Annotated in this window: 20 protein-coding genes; 9 read left to right on the top strand and 11 right to left on the bottom strand. The window is 59.3% G+C overall.

Going from position 1 to position 23,451, the window contains the following annotated elements:
• The first annotated feature begins 7 nt into the window (after positions 1-7).
• Positions 8-2,434 (top strand): hybrid sensor histidine kinase/response regulator, encoded by a 2,427-nt coding sequence (locus tag DC522_RS06335; protein WP_116527856.1) that lies wholly within the window; start codon positions 8-10, stop codon positions 2,432-2,434.
• A gap of 555 nt (positions 2,435-2,989) precedes the next feature.
• On the opposite strand, the gene DC522_RS06330 is transcribed toward DC522_RS06335, so the two are convergent.
• Positions 2,990-3,199 (bottom strand): hypothetical protein, encoded by a 210-nt coding sequence (locus DC522_RS06330; RefSeq protein ID WP_116527855.1) that lies wholly within the window; start codon positions 3,197-3,199, stop codon positions 2,990-2,992.
• Positions 3,200-3,728: 529 nt separating this feature from the next.
• Between DC522_RS06330 and DC522_RS06325 the strand changes: the two genes are divergently transcribed.
• Positions 3,729-4,760, top strand: a complete 1,032-nt coding sequence (locus DC522_RS06325; protein WP_245444011.1) for an Ldh family oxidoreductase — start codon at positions 3,729-3,731, stop codon at positions 4,758-4,760.
• Positions 4,761-4,775: 15 nt separating this feature from the next.
• Here DC522_RS06325 and DC522_RS06320 read toward each other — a convergent pair whose 3' ends face one another.
• The 6 genes from DC522_RS06320 to DC522_RS06295 form a co-directional block, all read right to left on the bottom strand.
• Complete coding sequence (locus DC522_RS06320) at positions 4,776-5,342, bottom strand: VUT family protein (protein ID WP_205769523.1); 567 nt, start codon at positions 5,340-5,342, stop codon at positions 4,776-4,778.
• Positions 5,343-5,401: 59 nt separating this feature from the next.
• Positions 5,402-5,716 carry a hypothetical protein gene (locus DC522_RS06315; protein ID WP_116527852.1) on the bottom strand — a complete coding sequence of 105 codons (315 nt, stop codon included), beginning with the start codon at positions 5,714-5,716 and terminating at the stop codon, positions 5,402-5,404.
• A 171-nt stretch (positions 5,717-5,887) separates the two neighbouring features.
• Positions 5,888-7,405, bottom strand: a complete 1,518-nt coding sequence (locus DC522_RS06310) for a UxaA family hydrolase (protein ID WP_116527984.1) — start codon at positions 7,403-7,405, stop codon at positions 5,888-5,890.
• 37 nt (positions 7,406-7,442) lie between these two features.
• Positions 7,443-8,849 (bottom strand): TRAP transporter large permease, encoded by a 1,407-nt coding sequence (locus DC522_RS06305; protein WP_116527851.1) that lies wholly within the window; start codon positions 8,847-8,849, stop codon positions 7,443-7,445.
• Complete coding sequence (locus DC522_RS06300; RefSeq protein ID WP_116527983.1) at positions 8,849-9,433, bottom strand: TRAP transporter small permease; 585 nt, start codon at positions 9,431-9,433, stop codon at positions 8,849-8,851. The genes DC522_RS06305 and DC522_RS06300 overlap by 1 nt, the downstream gene beginning before the upstream one ends.
• 99 nt (positions 9,434-9,532) lie before the next feature.
• Positions 9,533-10,504 carry a sialic acid TRAP transporter substrate-binding protein SiaP gene (locus DC522_RS06295; protein WP_116527850.1) on the bottom strand — a complete coding sequence of 324 codons (972 nt, stop codon included), beginning with the start codon at positions 10,502-10,504 and terminating at the stop codon, positions 9,533-9,535.
• A 150-nt stretch (positions 10,505-10,654) separates the two neighbouring features.
• Here DC522_RS06295 and DC522_RS06290 point away from each other — a divergent pair, with 150 nt between their 5' ends.
• Positions 10,655-11,371, top strand: coding sequence for a GntR family transcriptional regulator (locus DC522_RS06290; protein WP_116527849.1), 717 nt, complete (start codon positions 10,655-10,657; stop codon positions 11,369-11,371).
• Between the two features lie 16 nt (positions 11,372-11,387).
• Here the strand turns inward: DC522_RS06290 and DC522_RS06285 are convergent, their stop codons facing one another.
• From DC522_RS06285 to DC522_RS06275, 3 genes are read right to left on the bottom strand one after another with little or no spacing between them, the layout of a single operon-like run.
• Complete coding sequence (locus DC522_RS06285; RefSeq protein WP_116527848.1) at positions 11,388-12,227, bottom strand: amidohydrolase; 840 nt, start codon at positions 12,225-12,227, stop codon at positions 11,388-11,390.
• A gap of 53 nt (positions 12,228-12,280) precedes the next feature.
• Complete coding sequence (locus DC522_RS06280; RefSeq protein WP_116527847.1) at positions 12,281-12,715, bottom strand: RbsD/FucU family protein; 435 nt, start codon at positions 12,713-12,715, stop codon at positions 12,281-12,283.
• A 23-nt stretch (positions 12,716-12,738) separates the two neighbouring features.
• Positions 12,739-13,716 carry an aldo/keto reductase gene (locus tag DC522_RS06275; RefSeq protein ID WP_116527846.1) on the bottom strand — a complete coding sequence of 326 codons (978 nt, stop codon included), beginning with the start codon at positions 13,714-13,716 and terminating at the stop codon, positions 12,739-12,741.
• Between the two features lie 454 nt (positions 13,717-14,170).
• Here DC522_RS06275 and DC522_RS06270 point away from each other — a divergent pair, with 454 nt between their 5' ends.
• From DC522_RS06270 to DC522_RS06250, 5 genes are all read left to right on the top strand, one after another.
• Positions 14,171-15,715, top strand: coding sequence for a sugar ABC transporter ATP-binding protein (locus DC522_RS06270; RefSeq protein WP_116527845.1), 1,545 nt, complete (start codon positions 14,171-14,173; stop codon positions 15,713-15,715).
• A gap of 5 nt (positions 15,716-15,720) precedes the next feature.
• Positions 15,721-16,722, top strand: a complete 1,002-nt coding sequence (locus DC522_RS06265; protein ID WP_245444025.1) for an ABC transporter permease — start codon at positions 15,721-15,723, stop codon at positions 16,720-16,722.
• Between the two features lie 114 nt (positions 16,723-16,836).
• Entirely contained in the window at positions 16,837-17,778 is a 942-nt protein-coding gene (locus DC522_RS06260; RefSeq protein ID WP_116527843.1) for an ABC transporter substrate-binding protein, read from the top strand.
• Between the two features lie 610 nt (positions 17,779-18,388).
• Positions 18,389-18,895, top strand: a complete 507-nt coding sequence (locus DC522_RS06255; protein WP_165820066.1) for a FecR domain-containing protein — start codon at positions 18,389-18,391, stop codon at positions 18,893-18,895.
• Positions 18,895-20,778: a CHASE2 domain-containing protein gene (locus DC522_RS06250; RefSeq protein ID WP_116527841.1), complete on the top strand. Its 1,884-nt coding sequence runs from the start codon at positions 18,895-18,897 to the stop codon at positions 20,776-20,778. Before DC522_RS06255 ends, DC522_RS06250 begins: the two co-directional genes overlap by 1 nt.
• 311 nt (positions 20,779-21,089) lie before the next feature.
• Here DC522_RS06250 and DC522_RS06245 read toward each other — a convergent pair whose 3' ends face one another.
• The gene (locus tag DC522_RS06245; RefSeq protein ID WP_116527840.1) at positions 21,090-21,452 is read right to left on the bottom strand and encodes a hypothetical protein; all 363 of its coding nucleotides are present in this window, start codon (positions 21,450-21,452) and stop codon (positions 21,090-21,092) included.
• 1,592 nt (positions 21,453-23,044) lie between these two features.
• Between DC522_RS06245 and DC522_RS34670 the strand changes: the two genes are divergently transcribed.
• Entirely contained in the window at positions 23,045-23,206 is a 162-nt protein-coding gene (locus DC522_RS34670; RefSeq protein WP_165820065.1) for a hypothetical protein, read from the top strand.
• The last annotated feature ends 245 nt before the right edge of the window (positions 23,207-23,451 follow it).

The raw sequence follows: 23,451 nt of genomic DNA, 5'->3' as shown, positions 1-23,451 counted from the left end.
GCATGAGATGAGCCTCAACAGGCTCATCTTTCTGAGCTTAATCGCGGCTTACACTTTCTGGATCAACCCTTCCGTGCCACGCGAGGCACTGATCAGCGCAACGATCTTCGCAATCATTTCGATTGGAATCGTCGTCCACATTCTACTGAGGCCTCATCAATCAACAGTCCGGCGGATTATCGCCATCGTAAGCGACCTTGCCACCGCGTCGTTTCAGCTCCACTACGTCGGCGAGACCTCATCTGTTCTTTTTCTGCTGTATCTATGGATCACATTTGGAAACGGATTCCGCTTCGGAGTGCGCTTTCTGTATGTTGCTATGGCGGTCTCGGTCACATGCTTCATAGTTGTGATCTTCACGACACCGAAATGGCACAACGATCTCTATCTGTCCGCAAGCCTGTTGCTGAGTCTGATTGTTCTTCCCCTCTATGCAAGCACGTTGATCCGCAAACTTTCCAATGCCAAGGCACAAGCGGAGGCTGCCAATCGGGCAAAGACGCTTTTTCTTGCGAGCGTGAGTCATGAACTGAGAACTCCGCTGAACGCGATCATCGGTCTGTCGAGCCTCATGTCTGGTACGAATCTCGACGCAGAGCAGCGTGGCATCGTTCATACGATTAGCTCTGCTGGTACATCCTTGCTCAGGCAGATCAACAGTATCTTGAACCTATCCCGCATTGAAGCGGGAAAGATGCCAATAGATCAGATCGACTTCGACTTATCGGAAGTGCTGTCCACCGCCCGAGCGATGGTCCTGACGCAAGCGCTCCAGAAAAGCCTCCGGCTGACAATTCATATCGCTCCGCAAACACCTTTACGACTTCACGGCCCAAAGCATTATCTTGAAGAGATCCTGCTCAACCTTCTCGGTAACGCAGTCAAATTCACAGACAAGGGATATGTCACGCTCGTGGCGCATCTCATGACTGGGAATGACAAAACCTATATTCGTTTTGTCGTATCTGACACCGGCATTGGCATTGCGCCACACGCGATCGGGAAAATTTTCGATAGCTTCACCCAGGCAGACGAAACCATCATCAATCGCTATGGCGGAACCGGGCTCGGCCTCTCGATCTGCCGACAATTAATAGAAGCCATCGGTGGCAAGCTCGGGGTCGACAGTCGAGAAGGTTACGGCAGTTCCTTTTGGTTCACCCTTCCGGTGAGTCCCTTGAATCAGAACGGCTCGGACCAGCATTTGCCATATCCATTCCAACCTCTTCTGGTTTGCTCTGATCCAGGTCTTGCAGATCTTATCGCACCCCGCCTTGGCAAGGATGGCGATGTTCCCGTCACCAAAGCTCTATCCGATGCGAATAACTGGACGCAGCAACACAGCAACGTGCAACCGATTCTGTTCTACTACAGCGATTTACAGGAGGATCTCCTCGCTGCGGAGATCGAGAGAGCAGACCTGCCTGTCACTCCAGTTCTGATCCGGCCGGATAAGTCTCGGAACGTTGCGGCATCAGGATTGATTCATGTCTCCAGCAGCGTGCTGCCCCTCGATTTCACGCGAGAGGAGGCAAGAACCGCCTCCATTGCAGCGGCCTCGCAAACGTCCTGGGCTCGGTCTCTATGGGGCGAGCCAGCCGAAATCGAGCTTCCTAAGGCATCTCGGCCTCTCTCGATCCTTGTAGCGGACGACAACTCGACAAACCGCTTGGTGATATCGAAGATTCTGGAGCGTGGAGGGCACACCGCCCGTTGCGTATCCAATGGAGAGGAGGCACTCAACGCACTTGAGATGGAACCATTCGACCTGGTCATCATGGACGTCAACATGCCCGTGATGACTGGCATCGAGGCAGCCGAGCTGTTCAGATTTACCGAACCGCAGGGTACCCGCACCCCTATCATCGCCTTGACGGCCGACGTGACGCCAGACGTTGCTGCCCGAACCCGCGAGGCAGGTATGGATGTCTGCCTGACTAAGCCGGTGCAACCTGCGGCGCTTCTCATTGCTGTCGAGGAGCACACTAGCCGCCGCCCAACCAATGTATCAGTCGCCGACAGCTTGAACCTTGCCAGTCCCTCGAGCGAACCTGGTTTAGCGATAGACGTGTCCCTGCTCTCAGAACTGGAGCAATTGGGAGGGAGAGATTTTGTACTGAATTTGGTTGATGAGTTTTTCTCAGATGCCAATCATCTCTTGGACGAACTACGGGATGCGGCAGCCGTGGGAGATTCTCAAAGGTTCCGTCTCGAGGCTCATGGATTGCAGAGCGCATCGGCCAATGTTGGAGCGAAGACAGTGCATGATATCTGCGTCAGCTGGAGAAAAATCACGAGCGCTGATCTTGTGCGGAACGGAACAGGGCAGATTGAGTATCTGGCACAAGAGCTCGAACGAACTCATAGCGTTCTGAAGAAGCATCTCTCGAAGGAACCCGAGAAGCCAACGCCGGTCCTTAACATCCTGAACTAGCGCATCGTGCGGAAAAGTGGACCGGTTTTCCGCACCATGCGCTCATCATAGAGGAGAGCATTGGACCCAAGAGTGCCCTCCACTTTTGGGTCCAATGCTCTATAAAATGAGCGGCGCCCTCGACCCCACAGCGCACTAATCTACCTTTTCGACAGTTCTTCTCAGAAGGCCTTTCGGTCGAGGGCTGCGCCGCCTTTCGGTCGATCGGAAGTCCGCAGCTCCTATGGCCAAGCCTGCGGACTTACGGGCAGCTATGTAGGTGGAGCGATGCCGAAATCCGAGAGGGACTCAGGGAGCCAGGAATTGGCACCCGGCACGCGGCGGTCTCGAGCGACCATGCGACTGCGGAATATGTGGCTGTCCTTGAGCCCAGCGGCGACCTCGCCCTCGGCTTGGCCGATATGGCGATCTTCGACACCTTCACCCCGTCCCCGTTGCATCGGGTCTGGTCCGAGGTGTCGGCCTCTTGGATCTTCGCTAATTGCAACCCGCCGTCACAGCCCGTGCATGAGCGCGTCAAGGCTCATCCTACTCTTCCCGAGCTTGGCCTGGACACTAGCGCGGATTGCTGAAAAATGTGTCCTCGGCCGCCAAGTCAGAGATCAGACGTGCCAAGGCTCGGGTGGCGGAGAGTAACTCCTGTTTCTCTTTCTCAGTCAGTTTTCCAATGGGAGCGCTCCACCGCCGGTCAGACTGGTGGTTCTCGATTTCCGCAGTCTGCAGTTCAGACCCATCCTCGTCCCAACTCACCGTAAGCTTGGGCATTGGCAGTCTCCTGATCGAGCCGTTCTGTCGAAGACAGCTTAGAAGCATACACGATGCGGAAGCGATCCTTAACAGCTCACGAGTGATGCTTGTCGGAAAACTTGGCGAAGTAATCCCTCCGAAAGATCGCCGGATGCAGCTGGAGTGATCTTCCGGCGTCACGATGTCTGGACAGGCTCCCAGGCGCTGGACCTCCCGGATCGGAAGAGTGCATCGGAAACCCGTATGCTCATGATCGCATCGCCTTGGCGCCGATACTGGGCCGCCGGGGCAAACTTAACTGTCTCGACCCCTCCCCGAGCAGATCCCGTCCCTCGTCGAAGATAAGGCGTGTCGGCCAATCGCGCCTGGCACTGTGCAGAGGCCTTTCGCTACGCCGAGCGCTGATTATCGCTCGTCCACGGAACCTCTTCAGAATTGACAAGGATGAGAGTGCTTCGACGGGATGCTCATCATATTTGCATTGTCTTGATGCAGAAGCGCGTGTCACTGTTCTCCTTGAGAAAGCGAGAGCATGACGAGGACCCACGTGGCAGATTTGATTTATGTTCCTGAGCAGATACTGGATGCGAGGACCTTTGATGCCCTGCGCGATGCCGGTGCGGATGAGAACTCGGCACGGGCGGCCACACGTGCCATGCTCCACGCATCGCGCCTTGGAGTCGACAGCCATGGCGTCCGCCTCACATCCCATTATGCGAAGGTTCTCCGCGGCGGGCGTGTGAATCCGACACCTCGGATGGAGACGCGCCGCACGGCTGCCGGCTCCGCCATTCTCGATGCCGACAATGCTCTTGGTCATGCGGCAGCCTATGCCGCCATGGACCTTGCCTGTGACATGGCGAAGGAAGCCGGCGTTGCCGCTGTCGGAGTCGTCAACTCCTCGCATTATGGAGCGGCCGGGGCCTATGCTCTTGCCGGAGCCGAAGCTGGTCTAATCGCCATATCGATGACGAACACCGACTCCGTTGTTGCCTTGCACGGAGGAGCGCAGCGTTTCCACGGCACTAATCCCATTGCGGTCGGTGCTCCCGTGCCGGGTCAGAGGCCCTGGCTGTTGGACATGGCGACCTCTTCCATTCCGTTCAACCGGGTTCTGCTCTACAGAACACTTGGCTGGGCTCTGCCGGAAGGGGTTGCCGCTGATCAGTCAGGTCAGCCGACACAAGACCCCAACGAGGTCGAAATGTTGATGCCTCTCGGCGGCATCGACTTCGGTTTCAAGGGAGCGGCCCTGGCAGGCCTCGTGACCCTTCTGGCAGCCGTCCTGACCGGCAGCACCCTGGATCACCTGATGATCCGAATGGCCGAGACCGATGATTTCGCAACGCCCCGGCAGATGGGACACTTCTGCCTTGCCATCGATCCGGATCGGTTCGCGGGCCGGGCCCTCTATGACGCGGCAATCACGCGCTACCTGGCTGATCTCCGGGCGAGTGCAACCCGTCAGGGACAGAGCGTCATGCCCCCCGGAGACAGGGAATGGGCTGTCGAGGCCGAGCGCCAGTGCACCGGCATTCCAGTGGATTCGGAAACCGCAAAATTTCTTGGTGTCGGGTAGGTCCTCTGCCCCGGGTCAGGTGCACACAGGCATGCCGATCCGCTCATCGCGCTGGCGCAGCCAGGAGATGACCGGAATGCTGAGGATCACCATCCAAGCTTTGCCGATGATCTGAGGCAGCAGGAACTGGAGGCTCCCGAAGGCCAGGAACAGGAACACCATGCTGTCGATGACCAAGCCTACGACGCTGCTCGCGACCACCGCAAGGACGAGGCCACGCTTCTGCAGAGGCGTGTAGACTGCCAGATCGGTCATTTCGGACAGCAGGAAGGCCGCCGTCGACGCGAGAATGAGAGACGGCGGAGCAAACACTACGGATAGGATTGCCCCGATACCAATGGCAGCCAGAGCCCAGTAGCGCCCCAAGCGGCGCTGCACGAGGTCGCGCAGAACGAGCGCGAGACCGACCACGAGCACGCCGCTAGGGGCCGAGATACCCGGTGCGACAGGGATAAGACAGGGACCATCCGGAACGCAGGTCGTGCCGACATTGCCGATAAGCCAGTTTGCTGCCGGAATACAGGCGGCAAAACCTATCAGAACGGCAATTCCCTCGATCCTGCGGCGCCTATCCGGAGTCATGGTTAGGGTCATCCCCGTGTGAGTTCACAATAAGCGGTTCGAAGTGACAGTTTATCACCTTAATGCGCCAGCACCGAGCGCCCCTCATCTGCCAAGGTCGAGGTATTGAGTGTCGGCTCGGCCGGATGCTGCATGGGACGCACGATCTGTGTCGGCTCGAACGCCTGCACGGCGAAACGCGGCCTGTTGCGCAAATCCATGAGAGCGCGCAATTCGGTAGCCGGAAGATCCATCGGCTTTGCATCACGCCAGCGCCGGCGGAACTTGGGCTGCCGGGAAAAGAGGCTCCAGCCGCTCTTCACCTCTTCTTCGACCTGCAAGATGATCCGTCCGGAAAAGGATTTCCGAAGATTGAAACGCCCCGTCAGAGCCATTGTCTTATTCCTTTTTGAGTTTCTTCGACCCGCCGCCTGACTAGCCGAGCGAGGTCGCCAAAGGCTTAAGACATAAGGTAAACGACAGCGAATGAGAGCGTTGAAAGCGCCCTCCTCTCTACATCCTCTGTCGCGCATTGAGATGTTGTGGCGAGGGCTATTCCCCTGCGCTTACATCACCGCGCCGACCTGCCAGGGGACGAACTCCAGGTCACCATAGCCAAGATCCTCGGATTTCGTGTGCTCGCCCGATGCCACACGCAGAAGCGTGTCGAAGATTTCCGCACCTTTCTGCTCGAGAGAAACTCCATCGAGGATATCGCCGCAGTTGATGTCCATGTCGTCCTGCATGCGACGGTAAATGTCGGAGTTGGTTGCGAGCTTCAGCGATGGCACGGGCTTGGCGCCGAAGGCGGAGCCGCGTCCGGTAGTGAACGCGATGAGGTTTGCCCCACCCGCCACTTGGCCGGTGGCCGCCACTGGGTCATAGCCGGGCGTGTCCATATAAACGAAGCCGTGCTCCTTCACCTGCTCGGCATATTCGTAGACGGCGCGCAGGGTCGAGCGCCCTCCCTTCGCCGAAGCGCCCAGCGACTTCTCGAGAATCGTGGTGAGGCCGCCCGCCTTGTTTCCGGGAGACGGATTGTTGTTCATCTCGCCGCCGTTGCGTGCGGTGTAATCCTCCCACCAGCGGATCCGGGAGACGAGCTTTTCGCCCACTTCCCGGGTCGCGGCGCGCCGGGTCAGGAGGTGCTCGGCGCCATAGATTTCCGGCGTCTCGGACAGGATCGAGGTGCCGCCATGGCGCACCAGCAGGTCGGATGCGACACCGAGAGCCGGATTGGCCGTCAGGCCCGAATAGCCGTCGGAACCGCCGCATTGAAGCGCGAGGACCAGTTCGGAGGCCGGACGCGTCTCACGTTTCGCGCGGGCGGCGATGGGCAGCATGTCACGGATGCCGGCGGTGATCGCTTCGACGGTCTTGCGCGTGCCGCCGGTCTCCTGGATCGTCAGGGTCCGGAAGGTATCCGTCTCCTCCAATCCATAGTCTTTCTTCATGCGCCCGATCTGGAACACCTCGCAGCCGAGGCCGACCATCACGACGCCGGCAAAGTTCGGATGGCTGGCGTAGCCCCATTGCGTGCGGCGCAGAATGTCGAACCCCTCGCCATAGGCCGCATGCCCGCAGCCCGTGCCGTGGACAATCGCCACCACACCGTCGATGCTCGGATAATCCTTCAAGATGCCCGAGCGCTCGATCTCCGCCGCCGCGAACCGGGCGACCGAGGCCGAGCAGTTCACAGAGGTCAGAATGCCAAGATAGTTGCGGGTGCCGGTTCTCCCCGACTCGCGCCGATAGCCCTCGAAGGTAGCCCGCATCTCCGGCGGCAGCAGATCGTCATCGTGAGCGTCCGCGCAGAAGGCGTAGTCGCGCTCGAAGTCGTGGAGGCCCACATTGTGCTCATGCACCCATTCGCCAGGTGCGATGTGAGTTTTGGCAAAGCCGATGATTTGGCCGAACTTGCGGATCGACTCACCTTCACGGATCGGCTCGATAGCCATCTTGTGGCCGCGCAGAATGCGTTCCCGGGCTGTGAGACCCGAAACAGTATCGCCCTGGTTCACGAGATCGATTGCGATGACGACGTTGTCGTCGGCGGAAAGGCGGATGGTACGGGGGGATGTCATGGTCATCTCATAAATCGTTTGATTTCGTCACATTTCCTTATCGCCCGAGCCCCATCTGCCGTGGCAGCCAGAGGGTCAGCTCAGGAATGTAGGTGATCGCGATCAGCGCGAGCATCAGCGGCACCAGCCAAGGCAGGATTGCCATGGTCGTGCGTTCGACGGAGAGTTTCGACACTCTTGCCAGCACGAACAGAACCATGCCGAGCGGCGGATGAAGCAGGCCGATCATCAGGTTCAGGGTCATGATCAATCCGAAATGGACCGGATCAATGCCGAGCTTGAGCACGATGGGCAGCAGAATCGGCACCAGGATGGTGATTGCCGCGATAGTGTCGATGAAGCAGCCGACGAACAGGATGAGGATGTTGGCCAGCAGCAGGAACACCCACTTGTTCTGCGTGAAGCCAAGGATGGCATCCGACAGAAGCTGTGCGGCTTGGCTGACCGTCAGAAGCCAGGCGAAGATCGATGCAGCCGTGACGATGAAGAGCACCGAGGCGGTGGTCTCGATCGTGTCGAAAGTCGCCTTGGCGAGACTCCTGAACGTCATCGACCGGTAACGCACGAGCCCCAGGAACAAGGACCAGATCACGGCGGCCACAGCCGCCTCTGTCGGCGTGAAGAGGCCCAGTGTCATGCCGCCGATCAGGATGACGGGAGCCATGAGGGCCATCACGGCCGAGAAGTCGAAATACCAGTCGAGGGCCAGGAGCACGACAAGCCCGATGCCGATGGCGACGTTGGTGGAGAGCCCGGCCTGAACCATGAGCCAGACGGCGACCGGAAAGGCGAGCACGATGATGACTTCGATGCTGGCGCTACCGAGCTGACGCCAGGAGAACGGCGTATCCGAGCCCCAGCCGTTCCTGTAGGCGAAGTAGGCGACGGTCGCCATCATCATGAGCGTCATGAACACGCCAGGGATGAGCCCGCCCAGGAAGAGCGCGCCAATCGAGACATTGGCCATCATGCCGTAGATCACAAAAGGCAATGACGGCGGAATGATCGGCCCGAGGGTTGCAGACGCCGCCGTAACGCCGACGGAGAACTCGGTGGAGTAGCCATGATCCTTCATGGCCTTGATCTCGATCGTGCCGAGCCCCGCCGCATCGGCAATGGCAGTGCCGGACATACCCGAAAAGATCACGGAGCCGACGATGTTCACCTGACCCAGCCCGCCCTTCATCCAGCCGACGAGGGCGACGGCAAAAGAATAGATGCGGCCGGTCACGCCAGCGATGTTCATCAGGTTGCCGGCCAGGATGAAGAACGGGACCGCCAGAAGCGGGAAGCTCTCGACGCCGGCGATCATGCGCTGCGCCACGATCACATCCGGCACCACGCCGGTGGTGAGAATGTACAAGAGGGAGGCGACCGCCATCGAAACGGCGACGGGCAGCCCGAAAACCATGAGGATAAGAAAGGAGCCAAGCAAAATGAGCATCAGGTTTCTGCCACGAGAGGAGCATCAAAAGCTTCAGGCCGTTCAAGAACGGAGTAGCCGCGCCGCCAGTTGGCGACAGCAACCTGGATCGAGCGGAAGCACATCAGCAGGAAGCCGATGAAGACGAAGGCATAGGTCAGGTTCTTCGGCAGATTGATCGTCGTCATCTGCTCGTCCGCGACAATGCTCATGAAGCGCCAGATCAGGATCGCGCCATAAGCAAAGAAAGCAAGGCGAGCGAGATCAACAACCGTCGCCAGGATGCGCCCGACCCGAGGTGGGACATAACGATAGACGAAGTCCACATGGATGTGCCGGCTCATGCGCACACACATGGCGGAGCCGATGAAAACGAGAGCCACATTGAGGTTGGTCGCGATCTCTTCAGTCCAGGCGAAGGAGTCGTTCAGTACGTAACGGGTGAAGAACTGCACGAAGACGGCCAGCGCCATGGCCCAGAACAGACCGAGCGCCAGCCAGTCCTCGAAGGCATATTCCGACAGATCGACGGGCGCGTGCTCGCTCTCGTCAAAGGTTTGCGCCAGCTCCTCGGCGCTCACTTGGGTATGAACTTCAGTCGTCATGAAACGATGATCCTCGTCCTCGAAATCAGGGCGCAGCAACGCGGCGGGTCAGCCTGCCGGACAGGAGAACGGGGCCGCCTCACGACGGCCCCGGAGATGTCACAGCCCTTCCGACTTCAGCGCCTGGATCTTGTCGTAGTCGGCCTTCCGGTAGCCGAGGGACTCGAGGCTGACGTTCTTCATCACCGCTTCTTTAAACTCGTCCTTGTTCACTTCGGTAACTGTGAGTCCCTTCTGCTTGAAGGTTTCGATCAGCTCCTTCTCCTTGGCCTGGATCTCGGCGGAGGCGCGCACAGCCGCCTCCTGGGCGACATCGTTGAAGATCTTCTTGTCTTCATCCGAGAGCTTGGCCCAGAGCTGCTTCGAGATGATGGTGGCCAGATGGTCGACGATGTGGCCGGTGAGCACGATGTGCTTCTGGACCTCGTAGAACTTCTTGGCCTCGATGGTGGTCAGCGGGTTTTCCTGTGCATCGACAGTGCCGTTCTGGAGGGCGAGATACACCTCGGCAAAGGCGATCGGCGTCGTGTTCGCACCGCAGGAGCGCGGCATCGCCAGATAGGCGGGAGCATCGGGCACGCGGATCTTGAGGCCCTTCATCTCAGCGCAGGTTTTGAACGGCTTGTTCGTCGAGGTGTGGCGCACGCCGTAATAGGTCAGCGCGACCATATGATGGCCGGTCTTCTCAGTGTACCCATCGGCCAGTTCCTTGAACACATCGCTCTTCGCAAAAGCGAGCAGATGGGAGGCGTCGCGGAAGATGTAAGGATAGTAGCCGATGCCGACCGGCGGATAGCTGCGGGCAGCGAAGCTTGGGCCGGAGATGATCATATCGACGGTACCGAGCGACAGGCCCTGGTTGATATCACTCTCCTTGCCGAGCTGCGAGGCAGGGTAGACATCGATCTGATAGCGGTTGTTGGTGCGCTTCGCGATTTCCTGCGCCGCCCAGACGGACTGCGTATGGAACGGTTCCGAAGTTTCGTAGACGTGGGCCCATTTGAGCTTCGTCTGTGCGCTGGCGGGCAGCGCAGGCAGGCTCAGGGCAACGGCGGCCGTCAGGCCAAGCATAAGGCGGCGGGTCACAGAAGACATTCTGGCATTTCTCCCAAAGCATCCGGCTCTTCGTCCGGTTGATGAGCATGAACGAGCGGCTTCACTCGCAGTGGGCCCGACAAGACGGTGGCGTCAGCCTGCCGGATCGACTAACATGTTAGCGTCATGAAAATGATCGGCAAGATAGAACAATATAGCTTTCTTCAGCCCCTCGAGCGAGGGCCACGCGGGAACACGACGGAGCAGGTGGAGCGATCGCTTCGTTCCGCCATCGTCGCTCTCGACTTCGCGCCGGGCGAGTTCATCGACAAGGGCCTCGTCTGCGCCCGGCTTGGCGTTTCGAAATTTCCGGTTTCGGAGGCTCTCGCGCGCCTGGCAGCGGAGGGGCTGGTGGAGATCCTGCCCCAGCGAGGCACGCGCGCCGCCCGCATCCGCCTGTCCGAGATCAAGGAGTCCATGCTGATCCGCAATGCGCTGGAAGCGATGGTGGCGGAGACGGCGGCTCGACGCCTGCCCTCGCCGGCGCTCACTGCGCTGAAAAAGAATCTGCAGGCACAGGAGAATGCGGTGGCGAAGGGCGACAGAGCCGGCTTCCACGCTCTCGACCTCGCCTTCCATTCGGTTCTCGTCGACAGCCTGGAAATGCCGCGAGTCGCAGCCGTGATCGAGGCTTCGCGTGCCAATATCGACCGGGTTCGCCGGCTTCTCTCGTCCCCGCGTCGTCATGCCGTCACGCTTGCCGAGCACCGAGACCTGCTCCAAGCGCTGGAGGCTCACGATGCCGGGGCCGCACGCCGCGCAATGGAATCCCATCTCGAAGCCGTGATGGACGAGTTGGAACACTTCTCGTCCGAATACCCGGAGGTCTTCGCGCCGCAGTGATGGCAGGCTCCTGCACTCACCGCCGTCCTCGACCGCCAAGATAGATCCGGGCCGCATTGCCGCCGAGAATGGCGGCTTTCTCCGCATCGGAGAGGCCAGCGATCAACTCCTGTGTTGCGTCCCTCCAACGATCATACCCGCCTGCAAGATTGACGACGGGCCAATCGCTTCCCCAGAGCAGCCGCTCGGGCCCGAACACCTTGAGAAGATGGTCGACATAGGGGCGCAGATCATCGATCGTCCACTCCGCTCGGGCTTCCGTCACCAGACCGGAGAGCTTGCAGACAGTGTTGGGGCGGGCCGCCATGGCAGCCATGTCCGCCCGCCATGGATCGAGCAGTCCCTCCCGGATGAGGGGCTTTGCTCCATGGTCGATGACGATGGAGAGATCCGGATAGCGATCCGCCACCACAAGCGCGCGGGAGAGATGACGGGGTAGGACAAGGGCATCGAACACGAGCCGCTGTTCGACAAGGGTGAGAAAGGCAACCGTCAGATCCGGGCGCAGAAGCCAGTCGTCGTCGGGGATATCCTGCACCATGGGACGAAAGCCGACGATCAGGGGATTGGTGGCCAGCCGTTCTATTGTTTGTGCGGAGTCGGGATCGGTGAATCCGACCCAGCCTACGACTCCGGCAACAAAGGGAGCTGCCTCAGCGATCTCCAGCATGAACTCGGTTTCCGCCACACTCGGCGCCGCCTGCACGAGGATCGTCCGATCGATATCATGGCGAGCCAACAGAGGCTGGAGATCCTCAGGTCCGTAGTCGCGATAGAGCACCTCGACGTCAGGACTCATCCAGAAATAATCGCCGCGGCTGACGCGCCAGAAATGCTGATGAGAGTCGATCCGCATCGTTGAGCCTTGCTAAGCTGCCGAACCTACGGGGCGTATTGTGATGATCTGCATCATTCGGGGCGAACGACACCTTTCTTCAGGATGATATTGCCATAGAGCCTAGCCTCCCCTGTCGAGACGATGGCATAGGCAGCCTTGGCCCGGTCATAGAAGGCGAAGCGCTCAAGGGCAGCGAGATGAAAGCCCGCCCCCTCGTGACGGGCGATGATGGTGCGAAACTCATCGAAGATCGGCTGTTCGGCCTGGGGATCCCCCACGACCTCCATGCGCCATGCGGCCTCGGGCACGAAGTCGTCGAGAGGCATCACCGACAGGATCGCGTCCGTCACGGCCGTCACGCTCAACCCATCGAGCCTCACGAGGCGTTGCGCCATGGAGGCTGCGGGAAAATTGGCATCGACCACGGCAATCTCGTCGCCATGCCCCATCGAACGGAGCACCATCAACAGTTCAGGGGACAGGAGAGGATTGAGGTTCTTCAGCATGGCGGAGGCTCCACGAACTTCGACTATCCTGGCTTGTACTCGCGTGTCGCCTCAGGATCCTCGGTTGAGAAGGACAGGGAGGCCAGCTCATCCCAAACCTCTTGCGGGATCGGCCAGCGCGCCCATTCAAGCGTCTGCTCAACCCGCTCAGGCCGGCTCACTCCGCAGATCGTGGAGGTGATCCGTGCATCCTGCATCGAGAACTGCAGGGCTGCGGCACCGGGGGGAACATCGTGCTTGGCGCAGACCGCCTCGACACGCCGGATCGGATCCAGCATCTCCTCGGATGCCTCTTGATAGACATAGCGCTGGTACGAGCTCGAGCCCTTGGCCAGAACGCCACCGGCATAGGGAGCCGCATTCAAGACTGCGATGCCCTTGGCGCAGGCAAAGTCGATCATGGCATGCGCGTTGCGATTGGTCAGGGTGAACCGGTTGTGCGTAATCAGCACGTCGAAATCCCAGTCATGCAGGAGCGGCATCATGATGTCCACCGGTCCGGCGGCAAGCCCGACGGCGGTCGCCAATCCCTCCTCCTTCATCCTGAACAATTCCGGAAGGGCTCCCTGAGGGTCGGTAACTTCCTCCAAAGAGGCGGCATGCTCCGGATCATGGAGATGCAGGACATCGACGCGGTCAAGCCCAAGCGCCTTCAGGCTCTCTTCCAGCGAGCGCCGGGCCTGGGAGGCATCGAAGCGATTTGTGTCAGGGTCACGATCCAGTTTGGTCGAGACGACGAAGCCCTGGGGTAAGCCGCCCCGTTCACGAATGGCCTCGCCGATCCGCTCCTCGCTTCGCCCGAACCCGTAGATTCGGGAGGTATCGAGAAAGTTCACGGGGCTCTCGAAAATGGCCTGGATCGTCTTCTTGGCCTGCTCCTCGTCGACGCCATAGCCATAGGTGTCGGGCATATCCCCCAAGGATGACATGCCGAAGCAGATCTTCGATACGGCCAGATTCGTGCGTCCCAGCTTGGTCTTTCCGATGGGGTCGTCTGCCATACGATCACTCCGCGCTTCCCTGGCCCTGTTGATTGTGACTCAAGCTATAGCGTATGCCCGAACAGGCAAGGCGGGGAGGCGTCGACGGACGAATACATCCCGTTATGAAGGCTGCTGTCGCCCTGTTCCGCTCACAGGTTTGTCGCTGATGTGGTGCAGAAATCATTTCGGTTGCCTCCCTCCGCTCTTCATGAATATCATCCTCTCAAAAGAAGAAGCCACCCCGGTTACAATCCAATCCGGCTCCTGCGGGGCCGAGAAAATGGGTGAAGAGGCTCTAGGTCGTCGGGGCCGACGGGCGGGAGGAACACATGCGGGTCCAGGGCAACGTCCTGCTCTTTACCGCAACAGCCTGGTGTCTTGAGCACACCTGCGTAGTCACGCGCCGGTGTTCCGGTGCTGTTGATCCCGCATGGGGGGTGCCCACCAGGTTTGACTGGGCGAGAAACGCCTCATGACCGCGCTCGTCACGATCCGGAATCTGGACAAGGCCTTTCCCGGCGTACAGGCGCTGAAGCAGGCGCGCTTTGAGCTTCTCCCCGGCGAGGTCCACGCTCTCATGGGGGAGAACGGCGCGGGCAAGTCGACTCTGATGAAGATCCTCGCGGGCATCTACCAGAAGGATGCCGGCGAGATCCACATCGAAGGGGTGTCCATCGATATTCCCTCCCCCCGGGCGGCACAGGATCTCGGCATCAGCATCATTCATCAGGAACTCAACCTGATGAATGATCTCACCGCCGCACAGAACATCTTCATCGGCCGCGAGCCCAAACGAGCCTTTGGGCTCTTCCTCGATGAGGAGGCTCTGAACCGGAACGCCGCAGCCATTTTCGAGCGCATGCATCTCAGGCTCGACCCACGCGTCGAAGTCGGCAAGCTCACGGTCGCCAAGCAGCAGATGATCGAGATCGCCAAGGCCCTGTCCTTCAGGTCCAAGGTCCTGATCATGGACGAGCCAACGGCGGCCCTGAACAATGCGGAGATCGCGGAGCTGTTCAGGATCATCCGGCAGCTCAAAGCCGAGGGCGTGGGCATCGTCTACATTTCTCATAAGATGGACGAGCTGAAGGAGATTTCCGACCGCGTCACCGTCATGAGGGACGGTGAATATATCGGCACCATGCCAACAGCTTCGACCTCCGTCGACACCATCATTTCCATGATGGTCGGGCGAAGCCTGACTGAGACGAAGACGGAAGTTCCGGACCTGCTGGAACACGAGGTCGTGCTCGAGGTGAGAAACCTTCGGCGCGACCCAGCAATCCGAGACGTGAGTTTCAGTTTGCGTAAAGGGGAAATCCTCGGGTTCGCGGGTCTGATGGGAGCCGGACGCACCGAAGTCGCCCGCGCCATCTTCGGCGCCGATCCGCTCGACAGCGGCGAAATCATCGTCCGAGGCCGACCGGTGAAGATCCGCTCCCCAAGGGACGCCGTGCGCTTAGGGATCGGCTATCTTTCCGAAGACAGAAAGCGCTTCGGGCTCGCGACCGGCATGGATGTGGCAACCAATATCGTCATGCCTTGCCTGAACCGCTTTCTCTCCCTCCGCGCATTTCTGAAAACGCGCGAGATCAAGGAGACGGCACGCTCCTATATCAAACAGCTGCGGATCAAGACGCCCTCTGAGACCCAGGAGACCCGGCTTCTTTCGGGCGGCAACCAGCAGAAGATCGTAATCGCGAAATGGCTCGCGCGGGACAGCGAGATCCTGTTCTTCGATGAGCCGACGCGCGGGATCGACGTCGGGGCCAAGAACGAGATCTACAAGCTCCTGAACACGCTTGCCTCCCAAGGCCGCGCCATCGTGATGATCTCGTCCGAGCTGCCGGAAATCCTGCGCATGAGCCATCGCATCGCCGTCATGTGCGAAGGACGACTGACGGGCGAGCTGCCGGCCGAAGGAACTACTCAGGAAGATATCATGCGGCTGGCGACACAACGGCGTAGCGTAACGGCCGACCCAGCGAACACAGTGACCAAAGGGGTAGCGACGTGACGACCATTGCAGAGCAAGAAACCCGGCCCGTCATTAAATCCGCAGTGTTCAGCCAGGGGACGTGGCAGAAGATTCTTGCCTTCGCCAGCCTGATCGCGCTCATGGCGGTCTTCAGCATCGCCTCCGAGAACTTTCTTCAGAGAGACAATCTCATCGGTATTCTTCAAGCGACTGCGGTGAACGGCGTCCTCGCGGTTGCTGCTACCTTCGTGATCATTACGGGTGGGATCGATCTCTCCGTCGGCACGCTCATGACCTTCTGCGCGGTGATCGCCGGCGTCTTCCTGACCTATTGGGGCCTTCCGATGCCTGTCGGTGTTGTTGCGGCCATTGCAGCGGGCGCTCTCTGCGGCTCCATCTCCGGCACGATCATCGCCAAGATGAAGGTGCCGCCGTTCATCGCGACGCTCGGCATGATGATGCTGCTGAAGGGACTGGCCCTCGTGATTTCCGGGACCCGGCCGATCTACTTCAACGACACGCCGAACTTCCCGATGATCTCACAGGAATCCCTCATCGGCACTATCCTGCCGTTCCTTCCCATTCCCAACGGCGTTCTCATCCTTTTTGTGGTTGCAATCGCCTCGAGCATCGTTCTCACACGCACCGCCTTGGGCCGTTATACGTTTGCCCTGGGCTCCAACGAGGAAGCGGTGCGCCTGTCCGGCGTGAACACGGATTTCTGGAAGATCATCGTCTACACGGTCTCCGGTGCAATCTGCGGTATTGCCGGGCTCATCATCGCTTCACGCCTGAACTCCGCGCAACCCGCGCTTGGACAGGGATATGAGCTCGATGCGATTGCCGCAGTGGTCATCGGCGGCACATCGCTCAGCGGTGGCCGCGGCACCATCCTGGGAACGATCATCGGGGCGCTGATTATCAGCGTTCTCACGAATGGACTGAGGATCCTCTCGGTCGCCCAGGAGTGGCAGACCGTCGTGACGGGGATCATCATCATCCTCGCCGTTTACGCCGACATCCTGCGCCGCAAAGGCCAAGGGTAACCCCTCCCCTCAAGTCACTGAAGGAGAACAAGCCCGTCTGAACCAATGACAATCCGGCACACCTACCCCGACAGAATGCCGGAACCACCAAGCAATGATGTCCAGGAGGAAAACATGTTGAACAGACGTACACTGATCGGTGCCATCGGCATCGGAGCTCTTGTCGGTCTCGCGGGGCCAGCAGCCGCTCAGGAAACCTATATTCCACTCATCTCAAAAGGGTTCCAGCACCAGTTCTGGCAGGCCGTCAAGGCAGGAGCCGAACAGGCCGCAAAGGAACACAACGTACGCATCACCTTCGAGGGACCGGACAGTGAGACCATGGTCGACAAGCAGATCGACATGCTGTCGGCGGCTCTTGCCAAGAATCCGAAGGCCATCGGCTTTGCGGCTCTCGACAGCCAGGCGGCCATTCCCCTTCTGCGGAAGGCGCAGTCCGCCAAGATCCCGGTGATCGCTTTCGACTCCGGCGTCGACAGCGATATTCCCCTCACCACAGCCGCGACCAACAACATCGCGGCTGCGGCACTCGCAGCCGACAAGATGGCTGAGCTAATCGGCGGCGAAGGGGACATTGCCCTTGTGGTTCACGACCAGACCAGCCGCACCGGCATCGACCGGCGCGACGGCTTCGTCAACCGGATCAAGGAGAAGTACCCGAAGATCAACATCGTGAGCGTCCAGTATGGCTCCGGCGATCACCTGAAATCGACGGAAATCACGAAATCGATTCTGCAGGCCAATCCGAAACTCAAGGGTATCTTCGGTGCCAACGAAGGATCCGCCATCGGTGTCGTCAATGGCGCCAGGGAGATGAACCGCAAGATCGTCATTATCGGCTACGATTCCGGCAAGCAGCAGAAGCAGGCCATTCAGGAAGGCCTGATGGCAGGCGCCATCACCCAGAATCCGGTCGGCATCGGCTACAAGACGGTCGAGGCTGCCGTGAAGGCACTCAAAGGAGAGAAGCTCGACAAGGTGATCGACACCGGCTTCTACTACTACGACAAGTCGAACATGAACGATCCGAAGATTTCGGCTGTCCTCTATGATTGAGACGCGGAAGTCGTGGAGAGGGTCAATGTCCTCTCCACGATTGTCCACCCGAGAGGGTTCCCCAGATCACCTCCGCGGACAGTCTGGTGCGCTCTCGCACTTTGATTGGGGAACCGCGCCTCCATAATCGGGCTCCTCCAAGCTGAGCCACTTTTGCTCAGCCGACTGAGGAGCTGATGATGATTGCAGCGATCGTGCGCTTCCCCCTGCCTCAGGATCTCTCACCTGAGACTGTGAGAACCGTCTACGAGCACTCCGCGCCCCAGTTTCAGGGAGCGCCCGGGCCTTATCCGAAAATACTACCTGTACGGAGCGGATCAGACGGGAGGTGGCGTATACCTCTGGGAGAACCGCGTGTCTGCCGAGAACATGCACTGTGCGACTTGGCGGCAGCAAATTGCTGAGCGCTTCGGTGCTGCTTTTCGGGCGACGCACGCGGCCGTCAGCCAGGGGTGACCCGGGCGGCCCCTATCCGAATTTTCACATGCGTTCTTGCCGAGCTAAGAGCAGATAATGTCCCTGGAGCCGGTGATGAACAGGGAGGTGCCACATGACACCCCGATCGGTCGGCGATGGAACCAGCGCCTCCTGGTTGAGAGGATGGTTGATAATGGTTGCTGCTTTGGGAGGCTTCCTCATCCCTGTCCAAACTCAGGCACAGGTTTCTGGATGCACGCTGCAGCGTTCGGGCTCTCCCACCAGACAAGTGTTGCGCTGCCAGGACGGCTTGCAGCTTGAGGCCGAATCCGGCGCCGACTACGCGCTCGTGGACCGTGACAGAGACGGCCGTCCGGACGAGGTCGACCTGCGTGATCGGGCGCTTCTCATTGAAGCGGAACCTTCGTCCAAAGGAGTCGGATTTCAGGTCCGGACACCCGTGGCCATCGCTGCCGTACGCGGCACACATTGGGCTGTCGATGTGGCGGAGGGGAAGACAGCCGTCTTTGTGTTGAGCGGCCGCGTGGCAGTCCGGCGCTCCAATGCTCGTACAGGTGTCGAGCTGGGACCCGGCGAAGGCGTTGACGTGGACTCTGGAAGAGCGCCACTGACGGTCAGGCGCTGGTCCACTGAACGAGCCAATGCTCTCTTGAGGCGTTTCGGACGGCAAATCCGGTGATGGACGCCAGACGCCAGTCATCCACTCTCTTGGCAATGGTTTTGGCAATCCTGTGGGGTGGCAGCCTGGCCTTGGTTCACTGGCGCGGTGACATCTCGGTTCTCGACCGCATCGAAGCTCCGCTCGCCGATCTTCGCTTTCTCGTCCAAGGGCCGAGGATTGCTCCGGATTCGGTGGTCATTTTAGCCATTGACGACGAGACGGTACAGCAAGCGGGCGCGTACCCGCTCCCTCGTCGCGTGATTGCTCGGCTCGTCGAGGAGCTCGGACGGTTAGAGCCGAAGGTTGTTGCCATGGATCTTCTTTTCCTTGACCCCGGTCCGCGAGAGATGGACCAAGCCCTTGCGACCGCTCTTGCGGGAACACGGGGCGTTCTTGCGGCTGCCGGCATTTTCGACCGCCCGATCCAGACTGTCTTCAGCTATGGCAGCAGTGAACTTGATCGCATACCGATAGCGCGGAACCTGTTCCTTCCTATCTCCCCTCTGCGTCAGGTTGCAGCGGTTGGCGCAGTCAACGTCGCGACGGATCCTTCGGGAGTGCCGCGGCATGTCCCCCTCCTCGTCCGTACAGGCGATCAGCTCCTGCCATCGTTTCCCCTGCGAGCAGCGTCTATCGCATCCGACCAGAACCCTGTGATCGAACCCAATCATGTCGAGCTCGACGGCCGTTCGGTCAGAACGGATCTTGGATATTCGCTACCGCTTCGTTTCTACGGCCCACGCGGTTCGATCCGCACAATCTCCGCGACCGAGGTCCTCGCGGACGAATTCAAGGCAGAAGCGGTACGCGGCAAGATCGTGGTGGTGGGGGCAACGATTACCGGAGGCGGGGACGTTTTCCCGACACCCTTCGACCCCGTGCTGCCCGGCGTGGAAGTCATGGCGACCGCCATTGCGCATCTGACGACCGGCGATGGATTGATCAGAGACCGGCGTGTGCGACTCGTTGACGTGGCAATAGCCATCATTCTGCCTGCGCTTGCTGTGCTGCTTCTGGCATGGCGGCGCAGCACACTCAGCTTTACCATCATCGCACTGATTGCTCTCCTCTGGATCGGGCTGACCACCGTCGCCTTCACCTACGGCATTTGGCTCAGCGCGACCCTCCCTCTGGCCGCCACCGTACCACCGGCTGTTTTGTTCGGTGCCACGCGCCTTTGGCTTGATCGCCGGCATGCGGAAGATCTCGCCCGAGAAAGCCGCACGTTGCGGCATTTCCAGCCGCCGAGCCTTACCGATCGACTGAAGCGCGATCCGAACTTTCTGACCCAGCCCCTCCAGCAGGAAGCGGCTCTCATCTTCATTGATTTGTCCGGCTTCACAGGCTTGAGCGAGACTCTAGACCCCAATGAACTCCGGGAAGTCCTCAGGGAGTTTCACGAGCTGGTCGACGAGGAGGTCGTGGGGTGTCACGGCCTTGTCGCGAGCTTCATGGGAGACGGCGCCATGATCATATTCGGTCTTCCCGAGCCTGATCTGCGAGATGCCTGCCATGCCGTCGAGGCCTGCGTTCGCTTATGCTCTCGCACAAATGCATGGCTCGCAACATTACCAAGGTCGATTTCCTCCCAACTCGGCTTCAAGATTGGAGCGCACTACGGACTTATCGTTGCCTCTCGCCTTGGCGGTGACAGTCATCATCACATTACAGCCACCGGTGACACAGTGAACGTGGCAAGCCGGCTCATGGAAGTCGCAGCCCATTACCGAGCGGATGTTGCCCTTAGCGAGGATCTTTTCGATGCGGCGGGAGACGCTTGTTCGGTCTTCGATGCAGGCATCCTCGACGAGGCGTTCCAGACGTCCATCCGTGGCCGCTCCGGCCCTTTGCGAATCCGGCTCTGGAGAAGCGCAAGGCCCGAGGTGAGCCGCGAGGCTTGACTCATGCGCCGCCCGTTGATTGAGGCGAGGAGACGAGAAGTGCATTGACCCCAGCGCCTCGTGCGGAACCGAAAGGTCCGCGTCAGCGACCCGAAGGGCCACGCCCGTGACCCGAAGGGCCGCGTCAGCGAAAAGCGGACCCGGTTTTGCGCCGCTCTAGCGCATCGTGCGGAACCGAAGGTCCGCGTCAGCGAAAAGTGGCCCCGGTTTTCCGCCCCGGACGATGCTCCCTTCGAAGGAGAAAGCATCGGACCCAAAAGTGCAAATCCACTTTTGGGTCCGATGCTCCAGCGTGAGCGCTCTTTGAGGGTTTATGACTGCCGTTGATCTGATGGCGCGGAGGGAGAGTCTATGTGAAGCGTGAGCGATTCAAACAGGTGATGACCGTTCGAAGACTTACCTGACCGCACCAGTTCAACGTATTTCACGAACTCTGAATAAGGGATCATGATGATCGGGTGGAGATCCTCTCCCCTCACCTCGATCGTAATTTCATCGTAGTAGCTGGGGAGCATTCCGCTCCAACTGCTCAAGAGTTCTTCGGCAATCCTAAGCGCTTCGCTCTGGGCCGCGGCTACATCGGGCAGCTCAGTTCCAGAGAGATCCTCTCTTATTCCAAAATGACCTCGAAGATCGATGTAAAATCGAGGCATGGCAGCACCTGAGGTCGCCATCTTGAGGCCTGAACTCTTCCTGCCTCTTATTCCGATAGAATAGTCTCATGCCTTCGTCTCAGAAATCTCCTCTGAATCGCTACTCACTTTGCGTTAGCGGCCAAGGTTGCCGTATGCAAGATTGCTGTTGGGTGGTGCTTCGATCGCAAGCGCAACCCTCCCAGGACAGGCACAATGTTGCACGAGGTCAAGATGCTGAGGGTTGCCGTTCTGACCACCTTGGTCATGGCCTGCGCAGGAGCGGCTCATGGCGCGGGGCAACAATGCTATTCCCGGTTGGGTACCATCTCGTCCCCATATGAAGGGAAGTGCCCGAATTCGGAACTGAAGCGGGTGACGTTCGAGAATGATCTTGGGGCCCTTGGCCGGAACTGCCAAGACGAACCGTGGACCTATAGCCGGCGTGACAGAGCGATTACAACTACAAGAGCCAAGCCACACTTCTCATGACCGATCGTCCGGTCACACGCTAGAGGCTCGGACCTGAAAAGCGGCCTTGCACTCTTGGGATCAATCCGATGCTTTCTCCTTGAATGAGAGCATCGTTCAGGCGGAAGACCGGGGCCACTTTTCCGCACGATGCGCTAGGCTGGCATCCCGTCACTTCTCCACACAAAACTCTCCACCATGACTTGGCTGATATCCTGCCGGTCAGGCTGTCTTGATCCTGACCCATTCCTTCCTGGGAGCGAGGACACGATACACACCGTCGTCCCGTGCTGACGTAATCCTCAGGACATGTTCCAGGATTGCGCAGAGAGCCGGGAATGTTGACCAGACAGAGTGGGCCGCTCGGGCGAGTGTCGGGAGGACAATCGTTCCGAGTGCCCCAGCCTTGCGCCTTGGCCGGTGCCAGTGAACAGCCGATTATTCCAACAGCTATCAATAGAAAACGCATCCTGCTGCCCGTGCCTCTTCTGTCGAGAGGTTTGCCCCCTCCTGGCACGGCTTGGCCGTATGCACCTCCCCTTGCGGAATCACAAGAAGAAGAAAGTATCGTTCAGCCATAGACCAGCATGACCGTAATCAGTGCTCCAAGAGCAAGTACGCCGGCAGCAAAGCCTGCTACGGTCAAGATGTTTGTACGATGCTCCGGATCCATGAGGGCCTCTGCGTTTGCTCATAGCCAGCACAACGCACTCCAGGGCCTTTTGTCTCAGCCCGCCCAATCGAACAATGCACCATGGAAGGAGGCCTACGTTTCTGGCGACGACTTGACGTTGCGAGCAAAGGCTTTGACCATCCAAGTAAAGCTTGGCCGTCTTGCAGAAAATGCCCCAAGAGCATGCAAAGCGTAGCAGTAGACTACGTAGTTTCACCTAATTCTTTCGGGTGAGTTTTCAGCTACAACCACACTATCGATAGGGGCCAATTCAACCAAACTGACCAATCGAATGAATAAAAACACTGCCGTGTATGGGGGCTTACACGGCGTGAGCCGCGTTCTTGGATTTCTCCGGGACGCGGCTTTTTCGTTTCAAGCCAGGCTGTCTGACAGTGGCCGACAGGAATGCCGCAGCCGATCTTGATAAGATAGTCCGTTAGAACCATCCCGTAGGCGCGGAGTTGACGCTCCACAGAAGGAGACACTCATGCGGCTTCGATTGATCCTACCCTTCGCTGCGATGCTTGCCCTTGCTGCCTGCGGTGAGGATGGTCCCGACAAGACCGGCAGCACAGACACCAACAATCCCTCCAACAGCGCGCCCGCCAATCCACCTCCTGGAGGCGCACCAGCCAAGCCTGCATACTAAGCCCGATCTTTCCTATGATTGGCCCGGAAAGGCAGGATCCTGCCTTTCTGCATGACACCCGTCTGCCAAGAACTAGCCTATGTGAATGCAGGCTCGATGCCTTCACGCTCTCCTGATCGGCGTCGGATGAGAATGCGAATCGTGCGACGGTTTTAACCATTGCCATCGTGTCGCCACAGCGATCATCCTTGATCCGACCTGACACGGGACTTGAAGCAGGCCTGAGCGACCTCCGCCTCATTCAT

Source organism: Microvirga sp. KLBC 81 (genome assembly GCF_003075415.1).
GTDB lineage: Bacteria > Pseudomonadota > Alphaproteobacteria > Rhizobiales > Beijerinckiaceae > Microvirga.
The sequence above is the reverse complement of the archived record's forward strand: the minus strand, read 5'-3'. Positions and strand labels throughout refer to the sequence as shown.

What these genes read in the sequence shown, in the direction of transcription:
- DC522_RS06335 (WP_116527856.1), top strand. Translation starts at nt 8, where the DNA reads ATGAGCCTCAACAGGCTCATCTTTCTGAGCTTAATCGCGGCTTACACT.
- DC522_RS06330 (WP_116527855.1), bottom strand. Translation starts at nt 3,199, where the DNA reads ATGCCCAAGCTTACGGTGAGTTGGGACGAGGATGGGTCTGAACTGCAG.
- DC522_RS06320 (WP_205769523.1), bottom strand. Translation starts at nt 5,342, where the DNA reads ATGACTCCGGATAGGCGCCGCAGGATCGAGGGAATTGCCGTTCTGATA.
- DC522_RS06315 (WP_116527852.1), bottom strand. Translation starts at nt 5,716, where the DNA reads ATGGCTCTGACGGGGCGTTTCAATCTTCGGAAATCCTTTTCCGGACGG.
- DC522_RS06310 (WP_116527984.1), bottom strand. Translation starts at nt 7,405, where the DNA reads ATGACATCCCCCCGTACCATCCGCCTTTCCGCCGACGACAACGTCGTC.
- DC522_RS06305 (WP_116527851.1), bottom strand. Translation starts at nt 8,849, where the DNA reads ATGCTCATTTTGCTTGGCTCCTTTCTTATCCTCATGGTTTTCGGGCTG.
- DC522_RS06300 (WP_116527983.1), bottom strand. Translation starts at nt 9,433, where the DNA reads ATGACGACTGAAGTTCATACCCAAGTGAGCGCCGAGGAGCTGGCGCAA.
- DC522_RS06295 (WP_116527850.1), bottom strand. Translation starts at nt 10,504, where the DNA reads ATGCTTGGCCTGACGGCCGCCGTTGCCCTGAGCCTGCCTGCGCTGCCC.
- DC522_RS06290 (WP_116527849.1), top strand. Translation starts at nt 10,655, where the DNA reads ATGAAAATGATCGGCAAGATAGAACAATATAGCTTTCTTCAGCCCCTC.
- DC522_RS06285 (WP_116527848.1), bottom strand. Translation starts at nt 12,227, where the DNA reads ATGCGGATCGACTCTCATCAGCATTTCTGGCGCGTCAGCCGCGGCGAT.
- DC522_RS06280 (WP_116527847.1), bottom strand. Translation starts at nt 12,715, where the DNA reads ATGCTGAAGAACCTCAATCCTCTCCTGTCCCCTGAACTGTTGATGGTG.
- DC522_RS06275 (WP_116527846.1), bottom strand. Translation starts at nt 13,716, where the DNA reads ATGGCAGACGACCCCATCGGAAAGACCAAGCTGGGACGCACGAATCTG.
- DC522_RS06270 (WP_116527845.1), top strand. Translation starts at nt 14,171, where the DNA reads ATGACCGCGCTCGTCACGATCCGGAATCTGGACAAGGCCTTTCCCGGC.
- DC522_RS06260 (WP_116527843.1), top strand. Translation starts at nt 16,837, where the DNA reads ATGTTGAACAGACGTACACTGATCGGTGCCATCGGCATCGGAGCTCTT.
- DC522_RS06255 (WP_165820066.1), top strand. Translation starts at nt 18,389, where the DNA reads ATGGTTGCTGCTTTGGGAGGCTTCCTCATCCCTGTCCAAACTCAGGCA.
- DC522_RS06250 (WP_116527841.1), top strand. Translation starts at nt 18,895, where the DNA reads ATGGACGCCAGACGCCAGTCATCCACTCTCTTGGCAATGGTTTTGGCA.
- DC522_RS06245 (WP_116527840.1), bottom strand. Translation starts at nt 21,452, where the DNA reads ATGGCGACCTCAGGTGCTGCCATGCCTCGATTTTACATCGATCTTCGA.
- DC522_RS34670 (WP_165820065.1), top strand. Translation starts at nt 23,045, where the DNA reads ATGCGGCTTCGATTGATCCTACCCTTCGCTGCGATGCTTGCCCTTGCT.